This is a genomic window from Arthrobacter sp. TJ-236 (assembly GCF_058269235.1).
Genome location: NZ_JBZCNI010000001.1, coordinates 659277 through 683192 on the forward strand (window position 1 = coordinate 659277; position 23916 = coordinate 683192).

A 23916-nucleotide genomic window follows, 5' to 3' on the forward strand; every position below is an offset into this window, starting at 1 on the left:
CGCGCCGCAGAGGGGGCCCGTCACGCGTACCGGGGCCGGTGGTCGCCCGGCAGCCGATCGGCACGGGACACCTGCGGGGATAAGTGGCACAGTGAAGGCGTGGACACTCACTCTCTGGCAGAACATGGATCCATCCCCGCGGAGGCGGACGTGCGCGTGCGGACGCTGCTCATCCTCGGAGCCTCCGGTGACCTCACCGGGCGCCTCCTGCTCCCCGGCCTGGCGCGCCTGATCCGCCTCGGCCGCGCCGACGGACTCAAGCTCGTCGGCGCGGGTTCCGACGACTGGACGGACGAGCACTGGCGCGAGCGCATCGACGGCGCGTTCCGCGAAGCCGCGGCGAAGGCCGACGACGCCGGACGCGCGTCGCTGCAGCAGGTCCGCGACAACAGCTCCTACCACCTCATCGACGTGACGAAGGACGGACTGGGCGAGCTGGTACGGACCCTCGAGGGACCCGTCGCGATCTACTTCGCCCTGCCGCCGTCGATCAGCCAGCGTGCCTGCAGCGCGCTCGGCGCGGACTCGCTGCCGGCGGGCACGCGGCTGGTCATGGAGAAGCCCTTCGGGACCGACCAGGCGTCGGCGCACATGCTCAACGAGAAGCTGGCGAAGCTGGTGCCGGAGCAGAACATCCACCGCGTGGACCACTTCCTCGGCAAGGCGACCGTGTTCAACATCCTCGGCCTGCGTTTCGCGAACCGCATCCTGGAGCCGGTCTGGAACAACCTGCACATCGAGAAGGTGGAGGTCATCTTCGACGAGGACCTCGCCCTGGAGAACAGGGCACGCTACTACGACGGCGCGGGCGCGTTGCGGGACATGATCCAGAGCCACCTCCTGCACGTGATGGCGCTGCTGGCCCTCAACGCGCCGTCCACCCTGCACGAGCGAGACCTCCGCGACCACATCGGGTCCATCCTCCGCGCGAGCTCGGTGGACCTCTCGGATCCGTCGAGCAGCCGCCGCGCCAGGTACACGGCCGGCACCGTCGGCGAACGCCGGATCCCGGACTACACGGCGGAGCCGGGGGTGGACGCCTCCCGGGGTACCGAGACGCTCGCGGAGATCACCGTGTCGATCAACAACGAACGCTGGTCGGGAGTGCCCTTCGTGCTCCGCTCGGGCAAGGCGCTCGGCGCCAAGCGCAAGGAGGCGGTGATCACCTTCAAGCCCGTGAGTCACCTGCCCGTGGGCTTCAGCGGGCAGGACGCCCCCACGAAGCTGCGCATCGGGTTCGGTCCGGACACGCTGCAGCTCGAACTCGACGTCAACGGCCCCGGGGACATCTTCTCGCTGGACCGCGCCACCCTCAGCGCCGACCTCAACGAGACCGATCTCCTCCCCTACGGCGAGGTGCTCGACGGCGTCCTCGCGGGCGATCCGACACTCTCGGTCCGCGGTGACACCGCGGAGGACTGCTGGCGGATCGTGGAACCGGTCCTCACGGCATGGTCGGAGAACCGCGTCCCGCTCGAGGAATACGCCGCGGGCTCCACCGGTCCGCAGGCGTGGCCGTCCTCGCACGGCCAACGCTGACCCTTTCGCCGCCGTCGAGCACGTGACGGCGGACTGATCGCGGGGTGACCCCGGACCGACAGCGGGACGGATGTCCCCGGACACACGAAGGGCCGTCGCCTGCGCGACGGCCCTTCGTGTGTGGTGCTGCTGTGTGGTGCCGACCGTGGTTCGGTCAGAGGGCGGCTTCGCCGCGCTCCCCCGTGCGGACACGGACGGCCTCCTCGACAGGGATGACCCACACCTTGCCGTCACCGGCGCGGCCGGTGTTGGCCGTGGAGACGAGCACGTCCACGATGTCGGTGACCCACGCATCGGCGACGAGCACCTCCACCCGGGCCTTCTGCAGGAGGTCCACGGTGTACTCGGCGCCCCGATAGACCTCGGTGTGGCCCCGCTGACGGCCGTAACCACTGGCCTGGCTCACGGTGAGGCCCTGGACGCCGTAGTTCTCCAGCGCCCCCCTGACACCGTCGAGCTTGTCCGGACGAACGATCGCTGTCACGAGCTTCATGAATGCACATCCTCTGCGACGGTCTTCTGCGGCGTGTCCGCAACGTGCTGACTGGTCTTCTTCTGGGACATCATCTGCTCGGCGAACGGGTGGAAGGATCCGCCCACGCCGAGTCCACCGAACTCGTAGGCCGTCTCGGCGTGCTCCGACAGATCCACTCCGGAGACCTCGTCCTCGGAGGCGACACGGAAGCCGATGGTCTTGTGGATCGCGAGGCCGATGACGGCCGTCATGATCGCGGACAGGGCGATGGCGATCGCTGCGGCGACGATCTGCGCGACGAGCTGCTCGGGGCCGCCTCCGTAGAACAGGCCGCCACCCTCGCCGTCGACGGGCAGGGCGATGAAGCCGAGCGCCAGCGTCCCGACGATTCCCGCGACCAGGTGCACCGCGACGACGTCGAGCGAGTCGTCGAAGCCGAGGCGGTACTTGATGCCGACGGCCAGCGCGCACAGGGCACCGGAGACGAGGCCGAGGCCCACGGCACCGATGGGGCTCACGTTGGCGCAGGCCGGCGTGATGGCCACGAGACCTGCGACGATGCCGGAGGCCGCTCCGAGCGAGGTGGGCCGACCGTCACGGATGCGCTCGGTCATGAGCCAGCCGATCATCGCGGCAGCCGGTGCGGCCATCGTGTTGACCCAGATGAGCCCGGCCTCCTCGGCCGTTCCGGCTGCGCCGCCGTTGAACCCGAACCAGCCGAACCACAGGAGCGCGGCGCCGAGCATGACGAACGGGATGTTGTGCGGGCGCTGCGCCGGGTCCTTGCCGAACCCCTGGCGCTTGCCGAGGATCAGGGCGAGCACGAGGGCCGCGACGCCGGCGCTGATGTGCACCACGGTGCCACCGGCGAAGTCGATGGCCTCACCGACGGCTGCACCCACTGCGCCCTCCTCGCTGAGGAGACCGCCACCCCACACCATGAAGGCGAGCGGGCAGTAGACGAGGGTGACCCAGATGGGTACGAAGATGGTCCACGCGCCGAACTTGGCGCGGTCGGCGATGGCCCCGCTGATGAGGGCGACCGTGATGATGGCGAAGGTGACGCCGTAGCCGGCTCCGATGAGGTCCTCGGTGCCGATGAGGCCCGTCAGGCCGAAGGAGGCGAACGGATCGCCGAAGAGTTGCGCGACGCCTTCGCCGCTGGTCATCGAGTACCCCCAGAGCACCCAGACGACGCCGACGAGCCCCACGGCGATGAAGCTCATCATCATCATGTTCAGGGCCGCTTTGGCGCGGGTCATACCGCCGTAGAAGAAGGCGAGCCCGGGGGTCATGAGAAGTACGAGGGCGGCTGAGACCATCACCCAGACGTTGCCTGCTGTCAGATCCATCACACACGATCCTTCCGAGGAGGACGGGGACTTCCCGACCTTGCCTCTTAAGGATGCGCGGGCCGTGTTTCGGGTCGAGGAGCCCGGCATTTCGCGCACGTTACGTGGTATCCGACGTCGTAAAAGGCGCGTGACCATCATGTTTCGCGCACGTTACGCGGCTCTGGATGGAGCGAACGTGACACGGGACGGACGCGGCCTCAGGAGAGCAGTGCGTCGACGAAGCTCTCGGCGTCGAACGGAGCGAGGTCGTCGGCGCCCTCGCCGAGGCCGATCAGCTTGACCGGCACGCCGAGGCTGCGCTGGATCGCGACGACGATCCCGCCCTTCGCGGTGCCGTCCAGCTTGGTCAGGACGATCCCGCTGATGTTGACGACCTCCGCGAACACGCGTGCCTGGTTGAGCCCGTTCTGGCCCGTGGTCGCGTCCAGGACGAGGAGTACTTCGTCCACGGTGCCCTGCTTCTCGATCACGCGCTTGACCTTGCCGAGCTCGTCCATGAGCCCCACCTTGTTCTGCAGGCGGCCCGCCGTGTCGATGAGGACCACATCGACTTCCTGCTCGATCCCGGCCTTCACCGCCTCGAAGGCAACGGATGCGGGGTCCGCGCCGTCGACGTCGGACTTCACGGTGGGGACACCCACGCGGGCACCCCAGGTGGCCAGCTGCTCGGCCGCGGCGGCGCGGAACGTGTCCGCGGCCCCGAGGAGCACGTCCTTGTCGTCGGCGACGAGGACGCGCGCCAGCTTGCCCACGGTGGTCGTCTTGCCGACGCCGTTCACGCCCACCACCATCACGATGGCCGGACGGTCGGCATGACGCGCCGTGGCGAGGCTCCGGTCCATGGACGGATCGACGAGCTTCACGAGCTCCTCCCGGAGCATCTCCTTGACCTCGGCAGGGTTCCGGCTCCCGGCGACCTTCACGCGATCACGCAGGGCATCGACCAGTTCCATGGTGGGCTCGGTGCCGAGATCCGCCATGAGGAGCGTCTCCTCGACCTCGTCCCAGACGTCCTCGTCGATCCGATCGCGCGAGAGCAGGGCGAGGAGCCCCTTCCCGAGAGCGTTGTTGGACCGGACGAGGCGGGCGCGCAGGCGGGCGAGCCTGCCCTGGACCGGTTCCACCGTGTCGTAGCGGTCGGTCGCGGGCGTCTCGTCGAGGGTGCTGAGATCGTCCGGGACCAGGACGTCCGTCGTGGTTCCGCCCGGGCGATCGAGGACGTCCGTGGACGTGGCGCCGTGGGCCGCGGCGGGCGCCTGGTCGTCGGGATCCCGCAGGGTCGGGTACGTGCCGGGCGGTGTACGGCGGCCCTTGAGCAGAACGACGGCGACCGAGCCGATCACGGCGATCGCGAGGACGACGAAGACGATGGGAAGCAGGATCTCGTTCACTGATCAACCTTCTCACAGAGCCCGGGGGCGCGACCGGCGCTCCGCGGTGAGGGGCGAGTGCCCCGCGATGGCAGAATGCGAGAACCATGGCTGCTTCCCCCCGCGCTCGCAGACGCCCCCTCGCAGACCTCCTCCGCACGAAGAACCGGAGAGGCATGAACGGCCCGGCGGGTCCCGACGGCGGGTCGGCGGCACCTCCCCAGCGGATCCCGCAGGAGATCAGGGTGCTCATCGCCGCGGCCTTCGTGATCGCCATCGGGTTCGGGCTCGTGGCGCCCGTCCTCCCGCAGTTCGCGCAGAGCTTCGACGTCGGGGTCACGGCGGCCTCGATCATCGTCAGCGCGTTCGCGTTCACCCGCCTCGCCTTCGCGCCGGCCGGAGGATGGATGGTCGAGCGCCTCGGGGAGCGCCCGGTCTACATCATCGGCCTCCTGATCGTGGCCCTCTCCACCGCCGCGTGCGCCTTCGCCGGGTCCTACGGCCAGCTGCTCGTGTTCAGGGGGCTCGGTGGCATCGGCTCCACCCTGTTCACGGTCTCCGCCATGGGGCTGATCGTCCGGCTCGCCCCGCCCTCGATCCGCGGACGCGTGTCCGGTGCCTATGCCACAGCGTTCCTGCTGGGGAGCATCGGAGGGCCGATCATCGGCGGGCTGCTCGCGGGCTTCGGCCTGCGGGTACCGTTCCTCGTCTACGCCGGCGCGTTGCTCCTCGCCTCCGCCGTCGTCTTCTTCCAGCTCAAGGATTCGTCCCTCGCCGACCGCAAGGCGGCCCGCGGGGCGCAGCAGGCGCCGCTCACGGTCCGCCAGGCCGTGCGCGATTCCGCCTACCGGGCGGCGCTGGTCTCGAGCTTCACGAACGGGTGGTCCTCGTTCGGTATCCGCATGGCGCTCGTCCCCCTCTTCGCGACGGCGGTGCTCGCGGCCGGTCCGCAGATCGCCGGCATCTCGCTCTCCTTCTTCGCGGCGGGTACCGCCCTGGCGCTCACCGTCTCCGGCCGGCTCGCCGACTCCGTGGGCCGACGTCCTCTGGTGATCACCGGGCTCCTGGTCAACGGCGCGGCGATGGCGGCGCTGGGCTTCTCGCCGAACACCGTGGTGTTCCTCGCGATCTGCGTGGTGGGCGGTGTGGGGACAGGGCTGCTGAACCCCGCGCAGCAGGCCGCCGTGTCCGACGTCGTGGGCAACGACCGCAGCGGCGGCAAGGTCCTGGCGACCTTCCAGATGAGCTCGGATGCGGGCGCCATCCTCGGGCCCATCGTCGCTGGCGCCATCATCGACTACCTCGTGGTGGGCTCCTACTCGCTCGCGTTCGTCGTGACCGGTGCGCTCGGGGTCCTCGCGGCCCTCGCGTGGCTGGGGGCGCGGGAGACCCTGCCGGGCGCGGCGGCCCAGGACGACACAGATGGCACGACCAGCTCGGGTAGCTCGGGTAGCTCGGGTAGCTCGGGTAGCTCGGACGACGGCACCAGGAGCCAGTGATGCATACCCGGTAGTCGACAGCCGGTGATCAGCGACCGGGCCTGACGGACGGTCTGACCGAAGCCGATCAGGGGGCGTCGAGCACCCGCTCGACGTCCGCCCCGAGACGCTGGCTGATGACGGTGGACACGCCGTCGCCCCTCATCGTCACACCGTAGAGGGCGTCCGCGACCTCCATGGTGCGCTTCTGGTGCGTGATGATGATGAGCTGGCTGGACTCCCGGAGTTCACGGAAGATCGTGATGAGCCGGCCGAGGTTCGTGTCGTCGAGCGCGGCCTCCACCTCGTCCATGACGTAGAACGGCGAGGGCCGGGCCTTGAAGATCGCGACCAGGAGCGCGACGGCGGTGAGCGAGCGCTCGCCACCCGAGAGCAGGGACAGCCTCTTGATCCTCTTCCCGGCAGGGCGTGCCTCCACCTCGATCCCGGTGGTCAGCATGTCCGACGGGTCGGTGAGGACGAGCCTGCCCTCCCCGCCGGGGAACAGCGTGGCGAACACGCGCTCGAACTGCTCCGCCGTGTCCCGGTAGGCGGCGGTGAACACCTGCTCCACCCGTTCGTCGACCTCCCGGATGATGTCGAGCAGGTCCTTGCGGGTCGCCTTGAGGTCCGCCAGTTGCGTGGTCAAGAACTGGTGCCGCTCCTCGAGAGCCGCGAACTCCTCGAGCGCGAGCGGGTTCACCTTGCCGAGCGCGGCGAGGTCGCGCTCCGCGCGCTTCAGCCGTTTCTCCTGCTCCACGCGGACGAAGGGGATGCCCTGGGACACGGGAGCGCCGTCGTCGTCCACCGGCGCCCGGAGTTCCGCCCACTTGTCCTTCGACGGGGCGTCCTCAGGGACCGGGAGATGCGGACCGAACTCGGCGACGAGGTGGTCCGGCGTCAGGCCCAGCTCCTCGATGGCCCGGTTCTCGAGGGCCTCGATGCGCAGCGTCTGCTGGGCGCGCGCCAGCTCGTCGCGGTGCACGGAATCGGTGAGCCGCGCGAGTTCGACGGCGAGGTCGGCGGCGGCCGCGCGTACCTCGTGCAGTTCGGCGTCCTGCTCGGCTCGCAGGCGCTCGGCCTCGTCGCGTAGCGACGCCGCAGCGGTGACCGATGCCGCGGCCAGCGCCTCGGCGCGGCGGGCGGCTCGGGCCACGGCTGCCGCCTTCCGACCCTGCGCCGCGCGGATCCGCGCCTTCTCCGCGGCCTGTTCACGGGCGCGACGCTCCGACTGGGCAGCGCGCTCCAGCGACGCGGCCCGGTTCTCGAGGGCGGAGAGTTGCTCCTCCCGGCTCCGCAGCGCGAGGCGCGCCTCCATCTCCGCTCGGCGCGCCTCGACGGCGGCGCGCTGGAGGGCATCGCGCTCCGCCGTGGACGGCTCGGCCTCGACCGGCTGGTCACGGAGGTCCGTCAGGCGCTGCGCAGCCTCCTGCAGCCGCCCTTCCTCATGGGTGAGATTCGTCTCCGCCGTCCGCACGAGTGACGCGAGCCGCTCCGCCTCGCCCGCCGCCGAACGCGCCCCTGCGTTCAGCTGGCCCAGCTTCTCGGCGACCGCGGCCATGCGGGCGTCCGACTCGTGGAGCCGCTCCAGGGCGGCGTCGACCCGCTCCCGCGCCGCATCCTCCGCGGCCCGCACCCTCGCGAGGTCGAACCGCAGGCGCTCGGTGCGGCCGACGGCGTCGGCCAGTCCCGCCTCCGTCTGCTCGACGGCCGCGCGGAGTTCCAGGACGCCGGCAGCCCCGGCGCTCCCCCCGCGGGCGAGGTGCCGCGTGAGGACGTCGCCCTCCCGGGTCACCGCCGTCGTGACGACGCTCGCGCCGGTACCCCTATGCCGACCCGTGCCGCTGCCCGCGCCGTCCGCGCTGTCCTGCGCGCTGGCCTCTCCGTCGGCGTCCGCCAGCACCGCGCGTGCGGCGTGCAGATCCGGCACGACGACGACGCCGTCGAGCAGGGCGCGGAGCGCCGCCCACAGCTCCATGCCGCTGGACGGACCGGAGGCGCCTGGTGCCACGGACACGACGGAGAGGAGGGGGACGACGCCGTCGGCCGGTGCCTGGTGCCCGTCCCCTTCAGCGACGCCGACGCCTCGCGTGCCCGGTGCACCGGGAGACACCGACGTATCCGGTGCGTCCGAGGCGTCCAGGGCGTCCGGGGCGTCCGCTGCATCCACAGGCCCGCGGCGCCCGGCGATGACGAGGGACACCTGACCGGCGTCCTCGCTCCTGAGGCGTCGGAGCGCCAGCACCGCCACCTCGGCGTCGTCGACCGTCACCGCGTCGGCTTCCGCGCCGAGCGCCGCAGCGACGGCCCGCTCGAAGCCTGCCTCCACCCGGAGGAACTCGGCGAGGGGGCGCGCCACCCCGGGGAGGCCGGCAGCCAGCAGGTCGGCCGAGCCGTCACGCTGCTGCAGGCCCTCGCGCTGGGCCTCCGCTCTGGCGGCCAGACCGGCGCGCTCCCGTTCCGCCGCGCGTTCCGCGTCCGCCAGTTCCACGCGTTCCTCGGCGAGTGTCGCGAGGATCCCCGACGCCTCCTCGTACTCGGCGTCGAGCCCTTCCTCGCCCTCCTCGGTGTCCGCGACCTGGCCCTCCAGGGCCGTGAACTCCCGCTCGGCGGTCCGGCGTCGTTCCTCCGCCGCGGAGATGGACGAACGGAGCCGGTCGAGTTCGGCGACGGCGGCCTCCACACGAGAACGGGCGGCGCCGACCGCGCCCGCGATGCGCGCCTCACCCTCGCGTCGATCGGCGGCGAGCCGCAGGGATGTCGCGAGACGCGCTTCCTCCGTCGACGCGGCCTGCTCCGCGTCGACACGGGCCGCCAGTGCCACCTCGAGGGCGCGACCCAGCTCCTCGACCTCGCTGCGCGACCCGAGGAGGTCCGCCCGGACCCGCTCGGCCTGCCGTTCGAGATGCTCGGGGTCACGGCCCTGGTCCGCGTCGCCGCCCGTCTGCCGGAGGAGCGCTGCGCGATCCTCGGCCCGCACGGCGAGCGCCTGCAGCTTCTCGCGCACACTCGACACCAAGTACCAGGTCTCCCGGGCGCGGTTGAGTTCCGGGACGGACGCGGCGGCTGCAGCCTCGAGCGAGGCCTGACGTCCCCTGCCTGCCGCGAGTGCCCGCTCCACCTCCGCCCGGCGGTCCTGCAACGCGGCCTCCGCCGCGACGTCGCGCTCGAAGCCCTCCCTCAGCGTCACCAGCTCGTCGGCGAGCAGGCGCGATCTCGCGTCGCGCACGGCGAACTGGACCTGCTGGGCACGCCGAGCGACCTCGGCCTGTTTCCCGAGTGGCGTGAGCTGCCGGCGCAGCTCGGCGGTGAGGTCGGACAGGCGGGCGAGGTTGGCCTGCATCGACTCGAGCTTCCGCACGGTCTTCTCCCGGCGGCGGCGGTGCTTCAGGATGCCCGCGGCCTCCTCGATGAACCCGCGCCGGTCCTCGGGGGTGGCGTGCAGCACCTTGTCGAGTTGCCCCTGGCCGACGATCACGTGCATCTCGCGGCCGAGCCCGGAGTCCGAGAGCAGCTCCTGGATGTCCAACAGGCGACAGCTCTTGCCGTTGATGGCGTACTCGGAGCCACCCGCGCGGAACAGTGTCCGGGAGATGGTGATCTCGGTGTACTCGATCGGCAGGGCGCCGTCCGCGTTGTCGATGGTCAGCGACACCTGCGCCCGACCGAGCGGCGGACGCCCCGAGGTACCCGCGAAGATGACGTCCTCCATCTTGCCGCCGCGGAGCGTCTTTGCGCCCTGCTCCCCCATCACCCAGGCGAGGGCGTCCACCACATTGGACTTGCCCGAGCCGTTGGGGCCGACGACGGCGGTCACGCCGGGCTCGAAGTCGAAGGTGGTCGCCGAGGCGAAAGACTTGAACCCGCGCACGGTTAGACTCTTCAGATGCACGGTGTCAGGCTCTCCAGATGGGTTGGAATGACCTCAATCTACTGGACCGTCCCGGCTGCACCTGTTTCCCGGTCGCCGCTCGGCACCACGCACCCAGGACCTCCGCGGTGCCCGTGTCACCAGGACGGGCGGCGCTCGCGTAGCAGCAGGGGAACCGCGGCGCCCGCTCGGAGTCGGCAGTGACCAGCCCCCTTGCTACCAAGTAGGCTTACCGAAGTTTGAGCACCATCCAGCAGTATCCAGAGGCGTCCAGGCCGATCCATCCGTGGGTCCTTCACAGCCACCCACCGGCGCTGACCAGTTGACGAGGCAGGAAATTTGACCGGTAACGCGACGTTCCGACATGACAACACGGCATTGCTCGCCGTCACGAGTGTGGAGGCGCCGGTCGTCGTCAGTTCCGCAGAGTTCGACGAACGGCTGGCGCCCAGCCTGAAGAGGCTCCGCCTCTCGAAGCGCCTCCTCGAGCGGGTCGCCGGAGTGACGGAGCGGCGCTGGTGGTCACCCGGCTCCGATTTCGACGACGCCGCCATCGAGGCCGGCGCGAAGGCTATGGCGGAAGCCGGCATCGAGCCGGGTGACGTGGGCCTGCTCATCAACACCTCGGTGACGCGGCGCAACCTCGAACCCTCGGTGGCCGTCAAGATCCACCACTCCCTCGGTTTGCCGTCCTCCGCCATGAACTTCGACCTCGCCAACGCCTGCCTCGGCTTCGTCAACGGCATGACCCTCGCGGCGAACATGATCGACTCGGGCCAGATCAAGTACGCCCTGATCGTCGCGGGCGAGGATGCCCAGCGCACGCAGGAGGCGACCTTCACGCGGCTGAACCGTGAGGACTCCACCCGCGAGGACTTCCTGAGCGAGTTCGCGACGCTGACACTCGGGTCCGGCGCCGCTGCCGCGGTGATCGGTCCGGCAGACCTCCACCCCGGTTCGCACCGCATCCTCGGGGGCGTGTCCCGCGCCGGGACGCAGCACCACGAGTTGTGCGTCGGCGGGATCGACGGCATGTACACGGACACCAAGGGACTGCTCGACGGCGGCCTCGAACTCGTGGTGACCGCCTGGCACGAGGCCCAGACGGACGGCTGGAAGTGGGACGCCATGGACCGCTACGTCACCCATCAGGTCTCCAACAGCTACACGAACGCGATCATCAAGGCCGTGGACCTGGAGCGCGAGCGCGTTCCCATCACGTTCCCTCACTGGGGCAACGTGGGGCCGGCGTCCCTCCCCATGACGCTCGCGCAGGAGGCCCAGTCACTGGCGCCCGGCGACCGCGTCCTGTGCCTCGGCGTCGGGTCCGGCCTCAACACCTCGATGATGGAGATTGCGTGGTAGCACTCCCCGGCGTCGATCCCTCGTGGTCGACGTTCCTCGACGTGCCCTCCACCAGTGCCGCCGACACACCGGGAACAACGCACCGCTGGCACTACCTCGACAACGGGGCGGGACTGGACGGCGGCACTGTGACCGGCACGCTCCTGTGCGTGCACGGGAACCCCACGTGGTCCTACCTCTGGCGTGGCTTCCTGGCGGCGGGGCTCGCGGCGGGCTGGAGGGTCATCGCGGTGGACCAGCTCGACATGGGCCTATCGGCGCGCACCGGTGTCTTCCGGCGGCTGGAGCACCGGATCACGGATCTCGAGGACTTCGCGGCGGCGGCCGGCCTCACCGGTCCGCTCGTCACGGTCGGGCACGACTGGGGCGGAGTCGTCAGCATGGGCTTCGCCACACGGAACAGAGAGCAGCTCACCGGCGTCATCCTGACGAACACCGCGATCCACCAGGACCCCGAGCGGCACATCCCGGCCCCGCTGCGGCTCGCGTTGGCGCCCGGGGTCCATGCGCTCGGCACCCGGACCACCAGCGCCTTCCTCGACGTCACCCTGGCCCTCGCGCGACCGGCGCTCGACCGCGACGTCCGCGCGGCGTTCCGGCTGCCCTACCGCACCGCCTCGGACCGCCAGGGCATCGCGAACTTCGTCTCCGACATCCCGGCGGAGCCCGGCCATCCGAGCCATGCCACCCTCACGGCGACGGCCGAGGGCATCCGCTCCCTCGACGTGCCCGTCCTGATGATGTGGGGCCCGCACGATCCCATCTTCTCGGACCCGTACCTCGAGGATCTGGCCCGGCGGCTCCCCCAGGCCGACATCCATCGCTTCGAGCGAGCCGGCCACCTGGTCCAGGAGGACGCGGACACGGCCGCCACGGCATTCCAGTGGCTGGAGGTCCGCGGGGTCGGCCTGCCCGACGACGCTGCCGACGCACCCGACGCACCCGACGCGAGCGGTCCGGCTGACACGGACGCCGGGTATGTCCCCCTCGGTCGGCGCATCTCCGAGCTGGCTGCCGGCCCCGAGGCCTCGCGACGAGCCGTGGCGGAGATGCTGGAGGACGGCGGCGTCCGCAGTCTCACCTGGCGTGAGCTCGACGACGACGTGACGGCTGTCGCCGCGGGCCTGACCGCGCTCGGCTACGGGCGCGGCAGCAGGGTGAGCCTCCTCGTGCCACCCGGAGCGGACCTGACCGTGCTGATCTACGCCTGCCTCCGCGTCGGCGCGGTGATCGTCGTCGCCGACGCCGGCCTCGGCACGCGCGGCCTGAGCCGCGCCGTCAAGGGGTCCTCACCGGACGTCGTCATCGGCATCCAGCGCGCGCTCGTCGCCGCCCGAGCCCTCGGCTGGCCCGGACGGCGCATCAGCGCGACCCGGCTCACGCCAACACTGCGGCGTGCCCTGGGGGTGGACGCCTCGCTCGGCGATCTGCGCGCGGCGCGCGTCCCCTCGCTCCCGGCCGCCTCCTCCCCCGACGCGGCGCGGGAGTCGACCGGTCCGTCCACAGTGGATGAGCCCGCGCCCGACGACGACGCCGCTATCCTGTTCACCTCCGGCAGCACGGGACCGGCGAAGGGCGTCGTGTACACGCATCGCCGACTCGCCGCCATGCGTGACGCCGTCGAATCAACCATCGGCCTCGGGCCCGGCGGCGCGCTCGTCGCGGGCTTCGCGCCCTTCGCACTGCTGGGACCGGCTCTGGGCGCGACGTCCGTCACCCCGGCGATGGACGTCACGGCACCGAGGACTCTCACGGCTACGGCCCTCGCCCAGGCGGCCGCCGCTATCGACGCCACCGTGTTGTTCGCCTCACCGGCAGCCCTCCGCAACGTCGTCGCATCAGCGAACGGGCTGAACGATGCCGGGAGGGTCGCGCTCGGCCGGATCACTCTCATGCTCTCCGCCGGCGCTCCCGTCCCCCGGCCGCTCCTGGAGGCGGTGCAGGAGCTCGTACCCTCGGCGTCGCTGCACACCCCGTACGGCATGACGGAATCACTGCTCGTCGCGGACATCGATCTGGACGGGATCCGGAGCGCTGCCGCAGCTGCCGAGGCCGGCGCAGAGGGCACCGGGAACGGCGTCTGCGTGGGCCGGCCCGTACGCGGCGCACGGGTGGCCGTGAGCGCGCTGGCCGCCGACGGGACCGCCACGGGCGACCCGGCGACCGCGCCCGGCGTGACCGGCGAGATCCTCGTCGCCGCTCCGCACCTCAAGGACCGGTACTTCCGGCTCTGGCGGACGGAGCAGGAGTCCTCCCGTACCCGCCCCTGGCACCGCACGGGGGACGTCGGTCACCTCGACGCGGAGGGCCGCCTCTGGGTCGAGGGCCGTCTCGGGCACGTCATCACCGCACCGGGGGGTGTCGTGACCCCGGTGGGTCTCGAGCTGGCCCTGGAACTGCTCGACGGCGTGCTGCTCGCGGCCGTCGTCGGTGTGGGTCCGGTCGGCACCCAGGCGGTCGTCGCCGTCGTCGAGCCGGACGCCACCCCGAAGCGCCCCGCACTGGCTGAACCGAGCCTGGCCGAGGCTGCCCGTGCTGCAGCGCGTACCCGCGGAATCGAGCTGGCCGCCGTGCTCACGGTGCCCGCGCTTCCCGTGGATGTCCGGCACAACGCGAAGATCGACCGCACCCGGGTGGCCGCCTGGAGCGCCACGTTCCTCGCGGGCCGGCGGGCCGGCACGCCGTGACCGTCCTCGTCACGGGTGCGAGCGGGATGCTCGGCCGATCCGTCGCCGAGCATCTCGTCTCGGCCGGCGAGGACGTCCGGTGCTTCCAGCGCAGGCCCTCGAACGTGGTCGGGGCCACGGACGTCCTGGGTTCCGTCGACGACGCCGGCGCGGTGGAGGACGCCGCACGCGGATGCAGCGCGATCATCCACCTCGCGGCCAAGGTCTCCTTCACGGGTGCACTCGAGGACTTCCGGCGCATCAACGTCGATGGCACGCGGTACGTCCTCGACGCCGCGGTCCGGCATGGTGTCGCCGACGTCGTCCACGTCTCCTCCCCCTCCGTTGCGCACCTCGGGGCCTCACTGGTGGGCGCACCCGCCGGACCCGCCGATCCCGACCGGGCGCGGGGCACCTACGCACGGACGAAGGCCGCAGCCGAAGTCCTGGCGCTCGGTCGGTCCGGGACCGGCCTCCGCGTGGCGGCGGTCCGGCCGCACGTCGTCTGGGGCCCCGGCGACACCCAGCTCGTGGAGCGGGTGATCGAGCGCGCCCGGCGTGGGCGGCTCCCGCTGCTCGGCCACGGCACATCCCTGATCGACACCACGTATGTGGACAACGCGGCGTCGGCGATCGTCGCGTGCCTCGCCAGGATGGACGCCGCCGCCGGCCGGGCCGTCGTCGTCACCAACGGCGAACCCCGCCCCATCGCCGAACTCCTCGCAGGTATCTGCAGGGCGGGGGGCGTGGAACCTCCACGCTGGTCGATCCCCGGCAGTGTGGCCCGCGGGGCCGGGGCCGTGATCGAACGTGCGTGGATGCGCCTGGGACGCGAGGACGAGCCACCGATGACCCGATTCCTCGCCGAACAGCTCTCCACCGCCCACTGGTTCGACCAGCGGCGGACGCGACAGGTGCTCGACTGGAGCCCGTCCGTCAGTATCGACGAGGGCTTCCGGAGGCTCGCCGCCCACTACGGCGGCGTCTGAGGACCACGGCTGCACGGACGTGCCCGCCAGTCATCGGACGGCGGGTCGTCCGGCACAACGGCCGCGCTGCAGAACAGCCATGACGCGTAGCGGCTGGGAATGACGAAGGACGGGATGCTCTGCATCCCGTCCTTCGTCCGCTGTACCCGGCGCTGCCGGCGGATGGCCTAGCGCGTGTAGTACCCATCGACGGCCATCGCCGTGACGGGGTGGACCTGCGTGCCCTGCGAGGGGTTCAGCGCGCTGATCATCTGCCCGTTGCCCAGGTAGATCCCCACATGGCTGCCGCCGTTCTGGCTGACGAGGTCTCCCGGCTGCGGGGTGGTCGTCGGCTGCAGCGCGTCGAACTGCGCGTGGGTCACACGGGGCAGCTGTACGCCGTGCTGGGCGTACACCCACTGCACGAAGCCGGAGCAGTCCCAGGCGCCGAAGGACGTGCCCCCGTAGACGTAACCGGAACCCTCGCCGCTCATCGCCGTTCCGACGATGCCGGACATCGGAGTGATGGAGGATGCCGACTGCGTGGTGAGGCCGGTCGTGTTGCCCGCGCCCTGCGTCGACGTGGACGCCGAGAAGACAGCAGGAGCGGCTGCGGGAGCCGCGACCGCCGACTGCTGCGCAACCGGTGCGCCGCCCAGGGCGATCGTCTGCCCCGGGTAGATCACGGAGCCGTGTCCGAGACCGTTGGCCGCGAAGAGCGTGTCCAGGCTGACGCCGTGGGCCGCTGCGATGCCGCCGAGCGTGTCGCCGGACCGGACCGTGTAGGTCCCTGCCGCGGGAGCCGCGACGGTGGTGACCGGTGCGGTGGTGGCGGCGACGGTGCCGACGGTCACCTCGCCCGCGGCACTGGCCGGGAGCGCTGCTCCCAAGAGGATGCCGGAGGCGGCGACGACGACGACGGCGGGCTTACCTGCGGCCGAGGCGCTTGCGCCGACGGCGCGTGAGGCGGTGACGAGAGGGTTGGTGCGCGACGGAACGGCCCGGTGGCGCGCGATATGACGGTTATGTGACATGTTGTTGCCTTTCCCGATGCCTACGAAGTTAGCTGTCGGGTTCGGATGGGACATCCGGACACGTCATGTCATCGACCGCCGCCCCAGTGCCGGTCAATGCGTGTCTTTACCCCTAGGACTTGTGAGAAAGCCCGCTTTCGGTTCCCCCGCCCCTGTCGAATGTGGTGTTCGAACGGTCCGTCCTCATCGACAGGGTTAGGCAAAGAGAGGAAGGGCGACCCCCCGAGGTGGGCGGGCGCTGGAACAACGGTACGCGGCGATCACGTTCCTGTCACGTTCGGATCACGCCTGCCTCGCAGTCTGGCCTCGGCGGCGCTGATGACTATAATCTCGCCGACCGCGGACGCGGCTGGCAGACGGGGCAGAAGAAGGACGAACGGTTCATGAAGGACTCTCGTCGCATCAGGGTGACACGGCCTGCCGCGGCACACCGGCGGCAGGGCTCACCCTCGCGCCCGTAGGCCTCCAGTTCGCGGGCGAAGTAGCCGGAGGTACCGTTAACGTTGACGTAGAGCGAGTCGAAACTCGTGCCGCCGGCTTCCAGCGCACGCTCCATGACCCCACGCACGGCGTCGACGACCCGATCGGTGTCGGGGCGGCGCATGGTGTCGGTCGGCCGGGCGTAGTGCAGCCGGGCCGCCCAGAGGGCCTCGTCCGCGTAGATGTTCCCGATGCCGGAGATGAGGCCCTGATCGAGGAGCGCACGCTTCAGCCCCGTCCTGCGGGCACGCAACCGCTGGTGGAAGGTCGCGGTGGAGAAGATCGGGTCCAGCGGATCGCGGGCGATGTGCGCGGCCTGCCTCGGGATCAGCGTCAGCTGCTCGGCGCCGAGGCCGCCTGCACCGCCGTCGCCCGTGGGGTCGAGATCGGCGAGGAACATGCCGCCGAAGATCCGCTGGTCGACGAACCGGAGGTCCGTGGGCAGACGCTCGCCGTCCGGTCCGGTCGCCGGGGACAGTCCGAGCCGGACCTTGAGGTGCTTCTCCCGTGCCGCCCCGGGCTCCTCGATGAGCAGCTGGCCGCTCATGCCGAGATGGGCCATGAGCGCGACGGTCGGCGCCTGCTCGCTGCCGGCCGCCTCCTCGAGGGGCATCCACAGGAACTTGCCGCGGCGCACCACGTCCCGCACCGTGACACCCTCGAGGTTCTGTCGGAAGTCCTCGGCGCCCAGGAGGTGCCTGCGCAGGGAGCGGGGGTCCACGACCTCCACGTCCTGGATCGTCCGGCCCGTCACCCATCGCGCGAGCCCGCGCCGGACGACCTCGACCTCCGGGAGTTCAGGCACTCAGGAACCGTTGTCGTGCGTGCGGGACATCTCGGCCCCGGGCAGTGACGGGGGTGCGTGGGAATCCGAGGGGTGCGAGGCTTCCGGGGCGCCCGACGGCAGGACGGGCTGCGGCGCGTCGGGGTCGGTCGCGCCGTCCGACAGCAGCACCCAGGTCTCCGCGGCGGCGGCCTGTTCCGCCTCCTTCTTGGACGGCCCTGTACCGGAGCCGTACTCGACGCCGCCGATCACCAGACGCGCGGTGAAGGTGCGCGCGTGATCGGGGCCCACGCCTGCGACCCGGTAGTCGATGAGCCCCAGGCGTCGGCTTGCAGCCGCCTCCTGGATGCGTGTCTTCCAATCGGTGCCGCCACCCAGGACGGCGGAGTCGGCGAGGAGGGGGGCGATCAGCCGCATGACCATGGCGCGGGCCGTCTCGATGCCGTGCGTGAGGTACGCGGCGCCGATCACGGCCTCCATGGTGTCCGCGAGGATGGAGGCCTTGTCACGGCCGTTCGTCAGTTTCTCGCCCTGCCCGAGCAGCACGTGGCTGCCGAGGTCCAGGCTGCGGGCCACTCCGGCGAGGGCCTTCGTGCTCACGACCGCCGAGCGGCGCTTGGCGAGCTCACCCTCGGACAGGTCGGGGTTGTCCCGGTAGAGGGCATCGGTGACCGACAGCCCGAGAACGGAGTCGCCGAGGAATTCGAGGCGTTCGTTCGTGGGGATGCCACCGCGCTCGTAGGCGTAGGACCTGTGTGTCAGGGCAAGACGAAGCGTCTCGGAGTCGATGTCGACCCCGAGACGCTTCGTGAGTTCTGCGGTGTTCTTCATGAAAGCTTCAGCCGACCCCGCCGGACCTTCGCCAGGCAGGGACCGGATCCGACATCAGACGTCGGCGACCTTCCGGCCCTTGTACTCGAGGAACAGCGGCGTGCCGGCCGAGTCGGTGACGACCTTGGCCTGGTGGGCGAGGCTGTAGGTGACGCGACCGTTCTCGAGGGTCTTGACCAGCTTGGGGGCGGTTGCCTTCCACTGGGACCGGCGTGCGCGGGTATTCGCGCGGGACATTTTCCGCTTCGGGACAGCCACGGCTAACTCTTTTCTCTCTCGTCTGACTCTGACTTGGGTGCCGCGTCATGCTCGGCGGCGGTGCCCGTCAACCCGGCAAGGGCTGACCAGCGGGGGTCCAGAACTTCGTGGTGGTGATCGGGATCGTCGTTCAGGCGTGCTCCGCATTCGGAGCACAATCCCAGGCAATCCTCCCGGCACACCGGCTGGAAGGGCAGCGAGGTGACCACTGCATCCCGCAGAACGGGCTCCAGGTCGATCGTCTCGTTCTCCACCCTGTGCACTTCTTCGTCCTCCTCCGACAGCGATTCCGCGTCGTCGTAGAAGAACAGCTCCTGGATGTCGACCTCGCGGTCGAACCGCAGGGGCTCCAGGCACCGGCCGCATTCACCGGTCACTTCCATGCCGGCCGTCCCGGACACGAGGATTCCCTCGTGGACCGATTCGAGCCGCAGGTCGAGTTCGAGTGGCGAACCCTCCTGCACTCCGACGAGGGCGACACCGAAATCCTTCGGCGCCGGTACGTTCTCCTCGAGTACCCGCATACTCCCCGGACTACGTCCGAGGTCCCTGACACTGAACGTCAGGGGCGCGCTGAGATCGCTGGTGATGGTGACTCCTGTAGAACATGTGACCGACGTGCCATCTTAGCCCGAAGCGGGTTCCTCCCCCAAAACGGGCCGGCCCCCACCGGCCGCGAGCGCCCGCAGCACGGGCTCCGGCACCAACTGATCGATGTCCCCGCCGAGGGCGAAGACCTCCTTCAGCAGCGAGGAGGAGACGTGCCCCGAGGCCGCCGCCGTCGGCAGGAACACGGTGTCCACACCGGTGAGGTGACGGTTCATGGTGGCCATGGGCAGCTCGTACTCGAGGTCGGGCCCGGACCGGAGGCCCTTGACCAGTGCGCTCGCGCCGTGCTGCCTGCAGAACTCGGCGAGGAGGCCACCGCCCATCGGGAGGACGCTTGCGTTGCCGAGATGGGCGAGGCTCTCCCGGCAGAGCCCCAGGCGCGTGTCGAGGTCGAACCGGTAGGTCTTCGCCGGATTCGTGGACACCGCGACGATCACCTCGTCGAACAGGGTGGAGGCCCTCGTGATGATGTCGACGTGCCCGTTGTGGAGCGGGTCGAAGGATCCGGGGCAGACGACGCGGTTCATGCCCCTACGGTACCCAGTGTCCGCGCCGCGACACGTGAGCGATCGGCCCGCGATACTGGGGGGATGACGACGCAGGCAGGAAGCGCCCCCTGGGCGAGGACGGCAGCAGGCGCGAACCTGCTCGGCCCCGACGGAGGGCTCGGGATCACCATCTTCGAGGAGGTCACCGCACTCGCGCAGCGCCACTCGGCGATCAACCTGGGCCAGGGCTTCCCGGACGAGGACGGCCCGCAGGAGATCCTCGACGCCGCCCGCGCGGCCATCGCCGACGGCGCCAACCAGTACGCCCCCGGTCAGGGGCTCGCGGTGCTCCGGCACGCGATCGCCGCCCACCAGCAACGCTTCTACGGCCTCGACGTGGACCCGCAGACCGAGGTGATCGTCAGCACCGGTGCCACCGAGGCGATCGCGTCGGCGATCCTCGCCTTCGCGGGCCCCGGCGACGAGGTGCTCACCTTCGAGCCGTTCTACGACTCCTACGGCGCGGTGATCGGCCTCTCGGGTGCCACGCACACCACCGCTCCGCTGCTCGCGCCCGACTACCAGCCCGACGCCGCGCTCCTCGAGGCCGCGTTCAGCGAGCGCACGCGGATCGTGGTGGTCAACAACCCGCACAATCCCACCGGCACCGTGTTCGACCGCAGCGCACTGGAGCTGATCGTCACGCTCGCGGAGCGGTACGGCGCCGTCATCGTGACGGACGAGGTGTACGAGCACCAGACGTTCGGGCAGGCACACCTTCCCCTCGCCTCACTCCCCGGAGCCGCCGCGAGGACCCTCACCGCCAGTTCGGCGGGGAAGACGTTCTCCGTCACGGGGTGGAAGGTCGGCTGGCTGACCGGGCCGGCAGATCTCGTGGCGCAGGTGCGCACCGTCAAGACCTTCCTCACCTACACCTCGGGTACCCCCTTCCAGCACGCCGTCGCCCTCGGGCTGGGGCTGCCGGACTCCTTCTTCGCCTCAGCGGCGGAGACCCTGCGCCGCAAGCGGGATCTCCTCGGTGAGGGACTGCGCGCCGCGGGCTTCGACGTCGTCGAGCCCCGGGGAACCTTCTTCACGATGGTGGATGCCGCACCCCTCGGGATCGATGACGCCACGGACCTGGCGCGGCGTCTGCCGGAACTCATCGGGGTGGCGGCGATCCCCGTCGCCATGTTCTGCCACGCCGACGGCGCCGAACGCACGCGCTCCCTGCTCCGCTTCGCCTTCTGCAAGAAGTTCGACGTCATCGAGGAGGGCGCCCGACGGCTCTCCATGCTGCGGCAGCGGGTATGAGCGGGGCGACCATGGACGGTGACCAGGACTCGACCACCGACGACCACACCGGCGTCCACGTGAACGGCGGCACGGACGGTGCCATGGAGGATGCCACGGACGGTGCAAGGGACGGCTCGGCCCCGGGGCCGGACGGGCGGTATCCCGAGCCCGACGGCGAGGACGCCGGCGTCCCCACGCGGTGGCTCCCCTTCACGGGGGCCTACGCGGAACTCGACGAGGACGCGTTCATCGACGGCGCCCTGATCCTCAGCATCGGCGGCAGTCAGCAGTCGCACGTCGACGTGCTGCACCCCGAGCGGGTGTTCTACGAGTACCTGCAGCGCGTCGCGAACGTCGTCGACCTGGTCGGTGAACCGGGGGCCCCGCTGCGTGCCCTGCACCTCGGGGCGGGAGCGCTCACGCTCGTGCGGTACATCGAAGCCACCCGGCCCCGCTCCCGTCAGGTCGCCGTCGACCTCGAGGCCGACCTCCTCTCCTTCGTCCTCGAGACCATGCCGCTGCCGGCGGGGACCCTCTGCGAGCTCATCGCCGCGGATGCCGCCGACGCCGTACTCGAGCAGCCCGACGGCTCCTTCGACGTCGTGGTGCTGGACATCTTCGCCGGAGCGGACGCGCCCGCCCACCTGACCTCCCCGGACTTCGCGGCAAATCTCCTGCGGGTCTGCGCCGAGGACGGCGTGGTCCTGGTCAACGTGGGCGATGACCCGCCGCTGCTCTTCGCACGGGAGCAGAGCCGCCGCTTCTCCTCGCTCGCCGCGTCGACCGCCGTCCTGACGGAGGCGGGCATGGTCAACGGCGGGCACGCCGGCAACGTGATCGTCGTCGCCCGCCGGCAGCCGTGGCCCGAGGCGTGGACCGGCGCTCTGGAACTCGCCGGGCCGCACCCGGCGGCCGTTCTCGTCGGCGCGGACCGCGTGGCCTTCGAACGGTCCGCGAGCACCGAGCAGGGCTGAACCGCGGGGCTGGGCGCTCGGTTCCATCGGGCAGGGCTGCGCGCGCAACCGTCCCCGATCACAGATTCCAGGCAAGGGCCAAGGGCTTCTCGCTGACCGATGGGGTTCCGGGCGCTCCTGGCCTGAGAGAGCTTGAGAAGTCGGGCAAGGACACTCGTCATTCCCCGGGGGACACCCACCATGAACCACACACTGCACGTCATCGTCCGGCTGGACATCGACCTCCACGGGGCCTACGGTGCCTGATCGTCGCGGCCGTGGCCGTCGCCCTCGTGGCGAGCCTCCACGCCCGACGGCGGGGCAGGAGGGTGATCGGCTGACGGGCGGCGCAGTCCGGTACGCTCGTCGGCGGCAGCGCCCATCCGGGAGGGTGTGCAGCCCGAACTACGGGCAGGCGGCGAGCGCTGCCCGCGCTGTACCCTGACACCAGCGACACCACCACGCGTCGCCGGTGCGGGGCACCGGTCGTGACGTCGTCGACAGTCCCCGGATCCCTGCGGGCCCAGCGCCTCCGGGCCACCTGGGATCACGGCTCGGACCCGGCGCCGCGCGGGCCACGACAGCACAGAAGGAGGGTCATGACACGGTCAGGGCTCCCCTGTCTGCCGTACCTGCGGTCGATCGTGCTCGTGTCCCTCGTCCTCTCGGTCTCATCCGCCTCGCACGTCCTCGCCGCCGGTCACCTGCCTCACCTCGGCGTGATGCTCCTGCTGGGTGTCCTCCTGCTCGCGCCGATGGTGCTCCTCGGACGCCGGCGGGTGACGTTCCGCTCCGCCGTCGCCCTGATGGGAGCGGGCCAGATCGCGATGCACTCCCTGTTCGAGCTCACGGCCGTGCCCGCCGTCTGCCAGAGCTCGTCCGCGATGCCCGGACATCACGCGGCCTTCGAGCTCGCCTGCTCACCGGTGGCCCAGGAGCCCATGGGAGCGGCGACGGGTGGCCTCGCGATGGTCCTCCTCCACACGCTGGCCACACTGCTCCTCGCCGCGATGGTGGCGAAGAGCGAGGAAGCCGGAGCTCTCCTGCGGGCCTGGCTGGCCCCTCTCGTCTCCCTGCCCGTCGCCGTGACCCTCCCGGCATCCCCCCGGCGCACCGTCGTCGCGGTACCCGCTCCGGCAGCGCCGGTGTCGGTCCACGCCGTCGTCCCGACACTCCGCGGTCCGCCGCAGCTCCTCCTGCTGCCCGCCTGACCCGCACTCCTTCCAGGGGCGGGTCCGTGCGGAACGGTCCCCTCGCCGCCCGGCGATCACGAACCTCATGACCGACATCCCCTGCTCCCTGACGTCCCGCACCGCGGGCGGAGCACCCTGAAAGGCATTCCCATGACCTCGTTCCACCGCAAGCACGCCCTCACCACGGGCGCAGTCGCCCTCACCACCGCCGGCCTGATGGGCCTCGGACTCGGAGCGGCCAGCGCCCACGTCACCGTGGCGCCCGCGTCCACCACCGAGAACGGGTACTCGCAGCTCACGTTCAGCGTCCCCAACGAGTCGGAGACGGCCGCCACCAACAAGCTCGAGGTGCAACTCCCCATCGAGCAGCCCTTCACCTCCGTGCGGGTCAAGCCCGTGGACGGCTGGACGGCGGAGGTCGTCACCGGCACCTTCCCGGAGCCCGTCACGACGGCCGACGGCGCCACGCTCACCGAGGGACCCCTCTCGGTCGTCTGGACCGCCGAGGCGGGGTCGGAGATCTCGCAGCAGGAGTACCAGACGTTCTCGATCAGCGTGGGCCGCCTCCCCGAGGCCGGCGCGACCGTCATGCTCCCCGCGACGCAGTCCTACACCGACGGCGAGGTTGTCGCCTGGGACCAGGAGACCGTCGAGGGCGCCGAGGAGCCGGACAAGCCCGCGCCGTCGTTCGTGACCACCGCGGCCGTCGAGGGTGAGGACTCCCACGGGGGCTTGCACACCGCCGCCGAGACCCCCGAGGCGATCGACGCCGAGCAGGCGGCCACGGCTACGGACACCGGCTCGTCCTCGGCCGCGGGCTGGGCCGGGCTGATCGCCGGGCTGCTCGGCCTCGTGGCCGGCGTCGTCGCCCTGGCCCGGACGCGACGCACGGCGTAGCTCCCG

General features: G+C 71.0%; 19 protein-coding genes and 1 riboswitch. Of the genes, 9 read left to right on the plus strand and 10 right to left on the minus strand.

Annotated elements, in window-relative coordinates; genetic code table 11:
- Positions 1-99 precede the first annotated feature (99 nt).
- Positions 100-1539: a glucose-6-phosphate dehydrogenase gene (locus AC4D16_RS03105; RefSeq protein ID WP_490953924.1), complete on the plus strand. Its 1440-nt coding sequence runs from the start codon at positions 100-102 to the stop codon at positions 1537-1539.
- Between the two features lie 154 nt (positions 1540-1693).
- Here the strand turns inward: AC4D16_RS03105 and AC4D16_RS03110 are convergent, their stop codons facing one another.
- The 3 genes from AC4D16_RS03110 to ftsY form a co-directional block, all read right to left on the minus strand.
- The gene (locus AC4D16_RS03110) at positions 1694-2032 is read right to left on the minus strand and encodes a P-II family nitrogen regulator (RefSeq protein ID WP_043445797.1); all 339 of its coding nucleotides are present in this window, start codon (positions 2030-2032) and stop codon (positions 1694-1696) included.
- Entirely contained in the window at positions 2029-3366 is a 1338-nt protein-coding gene (locus tag AC4D16_RS03115) for an ammonium transporter (protein WP_490948994.1), read from the minus strand. Before AC4D16_RS03115 ends, AC4D16_RS03110 begins: the two co-directional genes overlap by 4 nt.
- A 200-nt stretch (positions 3367-3566) precedes the next feature.
- Positions 3567-4760, minus strand: a complete 1194-nt coding sequence (ftsY, locus tag AC4D16_RS03120; RefSeq protein ID WP_490948993.1) for a signal recognition particle-docking protein FtsY — start codon at positions 4758-4760, stop codon at positions 3567-3569.
- A 155-nt stretch (positions 4761-4915) separates the two neighbouring features.
- Here ftsY and AC4D16_RS03125 point away from each other — a divergent pair, with 155 nt between their 5' ends.
- Positions 4916-6238, plus strand: a complete 1323-nt coding sequence (locus AC4D16_RS03125; protein WP_490954662.1) for an MFS transporter — start codon at positions 4916-4918, stop codon at positions 6236-6238.
- Positions 6239-6305: 67 nt separating this feature from the next.
- Here AC4D16_RS03125 and AC4D16_RS03130 read toward each other — a convergent pair whose 3' ends face one another.
- On the minus strand, positions 6306-10109 hold the full coding sequence (locus AC4D16_RS03130; RefSeq protein WP_490953925.1) for an AAA family ATPase: 3804 nt from the start codon (positions 10107-10109) through the stop codon (positions 6306-6308).
- A 318-nt stretch (positions 10110-10427) separates the two neighbouring features.
- On the opposite strand from AC4D16_RS03130, the gene AC4D16_RS03135 reads away from it, so the two are divergent.
- From AC4D16_RS03135 to AC4D16_RS03145, 3 genes are read left to right on the plus strand one after another with little or no spacing between them, the layout of a single operon-like run.
- Positions 10428-11453, plus strand: coding sequence for a 3-oxoacyl-ACP synthase III (locus AC4D16_RS03135; RefSeq protein WP_490948991.1), 1026 nt, complete (start codon positions 10428-10430; stop codon positions 11451-11453).
- Positions 11447-14140, plus strand: coding sequence for an alpha/beta fold hydrolase (locus tag AC4D16_RS03140; protein WP_490953926.1), 2694 nt, complete (start codon positions 11447-11449; stop codon positions 14138-14140). Before AC4D16_RS03135 ends, AC4D16_RS03140 begins: the two co-directional genes overlap by 7 nt.
- The gene (locus AC4D16_RS03145) at positions 14137-15108 is read left to right on the plus strand and encodes an NAD-dependent epimerase/dehydratase family protein (protein ID WP_490953927.1); all 972 of its coding nucleotides are present in this window, start codon (positions 14137-14139) and stop codon (positions 15106-15108) included. Before AC4D16_RS03140 ends, AC4D16_RS03145 begins: the two co-directional genes overlap by 4 nt.
- 167 nt (positions 15109-15275) lie before the next feature.
- Here AC4D16_RS03145 and AC4D16_RS03150 read toward each other — a convergent pair whose 3' ends face one another.
- From AC4D16_RS03150 to coaD, 6 genes are all read right to left on the minus strand, one after another.
- Positions 15276-16121 (minus strand): C40 family peptidase, encoded by an 846-nt coding sequence (locus AC4D16_RS03150; protein ID WP_490953928.1) that lies wholly within the window; start codon positions 16119-16121, stop codon positions 15276-15278.
- A 2-nt stretch (positions 16122-16123) separates the two neighbouring features.
- Positions 16124-16298: riboswitch (cyclic di-AMP (ydaO/yuaA leader) on the minus strand.
- Between the two features lie 145 nt (positions 16299-16443).
- Positions 16444-17406: a bifunctional DNA-formamidopyrimidine glycosylase/DNA-(apurinic or apyrimidinic site) lyase gene (gene mutM / locus AC4D16_RS03155; protein WP_490948987.1), complete on the minus strand. Its 963-nt coding sequence runs from the start codon at positions 17404-17406 to the stop codon at positions 16444-16446.
- Entirely contained in the window at positions 17407-18216 is an 810-nt protein-coding gene (rnc, locus tag AC4D16_RS03160; RefSeq protein ID WP_490953929.1) for a ribonuclease III, read from the minus strand.
- Between the two features lie 54 nt (positions 18217-18270).
- Positions 18271-18474 carry a 50S ribosomal protein L32 gene (gene rpmF, locus AC4D16_RS03165; protein WP_043445822.1) on the minus strand — a complete coding sequence of 68 codons (204 nt, stop codon included), beginning with the start codon at positions 18472-18474 and terminating at the stop codon, positions 18271-18273.
- A 2-nt stretch (positions 18475-18476) separates the two neighbouring features.
- A complete protein-coding gene (locus AC4D16_RS03170; protein WP_490948985.1) occupies positions 18477-18998 on the minus strand; it encodes a YceD family protein in 522 nt (173 codons plus the stop codon).
- A 102-nt stretch (positions 18999-19100) separates the two neighbouring features.
- Positions 19101-19610 carry a pantetheine-phosphate adenylyltransferase gene (gene coaD, locus AC4D16_RS03175; RefSeq protein ID WP_490953930.1) on the minus strand — a complete coding sequence of 170 codons (510 nt, stop codon included), beginning with the start codon at positions 19608-19610 and terminating at the stop codon, positions 19101-19103.
- 63 nt (positions 19611-19673) lie between these two features.
- On the opposite strand from coaD, the gene AC4D16_RS03180 reads away from it, so the two are divergent.
- The 4 genes from AC4D16_RS03180 (at position 19674) to AC4D16_RS03195 (ending at position 23910) form a co-directional block, all read left to right on the plus strand.
- The gene (locus AC4D16_RS03180) at positions 19674-20885 is read left to right on the plus strand and encodes an aminotransferase class I/II-fold pyridoxal phosphate-dependent enzyme (protein ID WP_490948983.1); all 1212 of its coding nucleotides are present in this window, start codon (positions 19674-19676) and stop codon (positions 20883-20885) included.
- An 11-nt stretch (positions 20886-20896) separates the two neighbouring features.
- Positions 20897-21841, plus strand: a complete 945-nt coding sequence (locus AC4D16_RS03185) for a spermidine synthase (protein ID WP_490953931.1) — start codon at positions 20897-20899, stop codon at positions 21839-21841.
- 578 nt (positions 21842-22419) lie between these two features.
- Positions 22420-23031, plus strand: coding sequence for a hypothetical protein (locus AC4D16_RS03190; RefSeq protein ID WP_490953932.1), 612 nt, complete (start codon positions 22420-22422; stop codon positions 23029-23031).
- 132 nt (positions 23032-23163) lie between these two features.
- Positions 23164-23910: a YcnI family copper-binding membrane protein gene (locus tag AC4D16_RS03195; RefSeq protein ID WP_490953933.1), complete on the plus strand. Its 747-nt coding sequence runs from the start codon at positions 23164-23166 to the stop codon at positions 23908-23910.
- Positions 23911-23916 lie beyond the last annotated feature (6 nt).

Excerpts from the sequence above, each read along its gene's own strand:
- AC4D16_RS03190 (WP_490953932.1), top strand. The coding sequence starts at position 22,420 with ATGACACGGTCAGGGCTCCCCTGTCTGCCGTACCTGCGGTCGATCGTG.
- rnc (WP_490953929.1), bottom strand. The coding sequence starts at position 18,216 with ATGAAGAACACCGCAGAACTCACGAAGCGTCTCGGGGTCGACATCGAC.
- AC4D16_RS03185 (WP_490953931.1), top strand. The coding sequence starts at position 20,897 with ATGGACGGTGACCAGGACTCGACCACCGACGACCACACCGGCGTCCAC.
- coaD (WP_490953930.1), bottom strand. The coding sequence starts at position 19,610 with ATGAACCGCGTCGTCTGCCCCGGATCCTTCGACCCGCTCCACAACGGG.
- AC4D16_RS03170 (WP_490948985.1), bottom strand. The coding sequence starts at position 18,998 with ATGCGGGTACTCGAGGAGAACGTACCGGCGCCGAAGGATTTCGGTGTC.
- AC4D16_RS03125 (WP_490954662.1), top strand. The coding sequence starts at position 4,916 with ATGAACGGCCCGGCGGGTCCCGACGGCGGGTCGGCGGCACCTCCCCAG.
- AC4D16_RS03180 (WP_490948983.1), top strand. The coding sequence starts at position 19,674 with ATGACGACGCAGGCAGGAAGCGCCCCCTGGGCGAGGACGGCAGCAGGC.
- AC4D16_RS03115 (WP_490948994.1), bottom strand. The coding sequence starts at position 3,366 with ATGGATCTGACAGCAGGCAACGTCTGGGTGATGGTCTCAGCCGCCCTC.
- AC4D16_RS03195 (WP_490953933.1), top strand. The coding sequence starts at position 23,164 with ATGACCTCGTTCCACCGCAAGCACGCCCTCACCACGGGCGCAGTCGCC.
- AC4D16_RS03110 (WP_043445797.1), bottom strand. The coding sequence starts at position 2,032 with ATGAAGCTCGTGACAGCGATCGTTCGTCCGGACAAGCTCGACGGTGTC.
- AC4D16_RS03150 (WP_490953928.1), bottom strand. The coding sequence starts at position 16,121 with ATGTCACATAACCGTCATATCGCGCGCCACCGGGCCGTTCCGTCGCGC.